Origin of the sequence: Nocardia sp. BSTN01 (assembly GCF_015354405.1) — a bacterium.
Taxonomy (GTDB): domain Bacteria; phylum Actinomycetota; class Actinomycetes; order Mycobacteriales; family Mycobacteriaceae; genus Nocardia.
The window spans coordinates 1-2,214 of sequence record NZ_JADKYP010000131.1; the positions used below are offsets into that span (position 1 = coordinate 1).

Sequence of the window (2,214 nt, forward strand, 5' to 3'; positions counted from 1 at the left end):
CGCTGCTGCGCCAGCGACAACGGCGGGAACTCCGGTCGCGTGCGAGGCGTAAGCGCCTGGCGCACACCGGATCCCACCTGGGATTCGACGCGCGCGGCCAAACCGGCCACGGTCGGCGCCTCGAAGACGGTGCGCACGCCGATCTCGGCGTTCAGCGCGGCGCTCAGCCGCGCCACCACCTGGGTGGCGATCAGCGAGTTGCCGCCCAGATCGAAGAAGTCGTCGTCCACACCGACCGGCCGCTCGCCGGTGTCCAGGCCGAGTACGTCGGCGAAGGTCGCCGCGACGATCTCCTCGACCGGCGTCGACGGCGCCCGGAATTCGCGGGCCGCGAACACCGGCTCCGGCAGCGCGCGCCGGTCCAGTTTGCCGTTCGGGTTCAGCGGCATCGCGTCCAGCGTGACGATCGCGGCCGGAACCATGTACGACGGCAGCAACTGCGTCAGATGCGCGCGCAGCACCTCCAGGTCCACCACACCGGCGGCCGGCACCACATAGGCGACGAGTTGATCGCCCAGACGCGCGTCCGAACGCACCACCGCGACCGCCTGGGCCACGGATTCGTGTGCGGTGAGGGCGGATTCGATCTCCCCGAGCTCGATGCGCAGACCGCGCACCTTCACCTGGAAGTCGGTGCGGCCCAGGTACACGATCGCGCCGTCGGCGCCGCGCCGCACCAGGTCACCGGTGCGGTACATGCGAGAACCGTAGTCGGCGAACGGGTTCGCGACGAAACGGTCGGCGGTCAGATCGGCCCGGCCCAGATAACCGCGGGCCAGCTGATCGCCGGCCAGATACAGCTCACCCGCGACACCCGGCGGCACCGGATGCAGCCGCGCGTCCAGCACGTAGGCCTGCGCGTTCCACACCGGCAAACCGATCGGGACCGCCCCGCGGACGCCGTCGGCCACCCCGGCGTGGGTGGCGTGCACAGTGAATTCGGTGGGGCCGTACAGGTTGTACAGCCGTGCCGTGCCGACCCGCCGGAACGCCTCGACGGCATCGGAGGTGAAGGCCTCACCGGCGACGAACAACGCCCGCAGCGACGCCAGCGCGGAACTGTCGACGGCACCGGAGAAGACGGTGAGCATCGAGGGCACGAACGAGGTCATGGTGACCTGTTCGGCGGCGATCACATCGGCGAGATAGCGCGGATCGCGGTGCCCGTCGGGGGTGGCCACGATCATCCGGCCACCGACCGACAGCGGGGCGAACAACTCCCACACCGAGACGTCGAAGGTGGCGGGCGTCTTGAACAGCACCACATCGCCGGCGCCGATGCCGTATTCCCCGGTGATCCAGCGGATCTGGTTCACCACCGCGGAATGCGGGACGGTCACGCCCTTCGGGCGGCCGGTCGAGCCGGAGGTGAAGATCGTGTACGCCGGATTCGACGGGCGCAGCGGAGCGAGGCGATCCGCATCGGTCAGCGGCTCGTCGGAGTAGTCCGCGAGGTCCAGCTCGTCCAGGCGCAGGACCGGCCGGTCACCGACCTCCAGGTCGCCCGCGTTCGCCGAGGTGGTCAGCACGCAGACCGGTTCGGCGGTGTCGAGGACGTAGCCGATGCGGTCGGCGGGCTGATCCAGGTCCAGCGGCACGTAGCCGCCACCGGCCTCGAGCACCGCGTACATGGCGACCACCAGGTCCGTCGAACGCCGCAGGGCCAGCGCCACCCGCGCCTCGGGCCCCACACCCGCCTCGACCAGCCGCCGCGCCAACCGGCGCACGCGGGCCCCGAATTCGGCGTAGGTCAGGCTCTCACCGGCCTCGCGGTCCACCACCGCGACCGCATCCGCGTGCGTGCGTGCGGCCTCGGCGAACAGCTCGGGAAGCAGTGTCGCGGAACCGATCTCGCGCGAGGTGTAGTTCCACTCGCGCAGTTCCCGATCGGCTTCGAGCGCATCGATCAGCGCGATGTCACCGATGGGGCGGTCCGGATCGGCCACCACCGCGGCCAGCACCCGGTCCAGCCGCCTGGCGAATCCGGCGATCGTCGGCTCGTCGAAAAGATCGAGCGCATAAGAGAATTCGGCGGACATACCCGCCGCCACACCCTCGGCGTCGGGCGCCTCCTGCAGGGTCAGCTGGAGGTCGAATTTCGCCAGCCGGGCGTCGTAGTCGATGCCGTTGACCGACAGGCCGGGCAACTCCAGGCTGGCGTGGCGGATGTTCTGGAAGGCCAGCATCACCTGGAACAGCGGATGCCGCGCCTGC

At 70.4% G+C, this 2,214-nt stretch carries 1 protein-coding gene; it reads right to left on the minus strand.

Annotated elements, in window-relative coordinates; genetic code table 11:
- On the minus strand, positions 1-2,214 hold a 2,214-nt coding region (locus IRT45_RS36070), incomplete at both ends, for a non-ribosomal peptide synthetase (protein WP_194810232.1).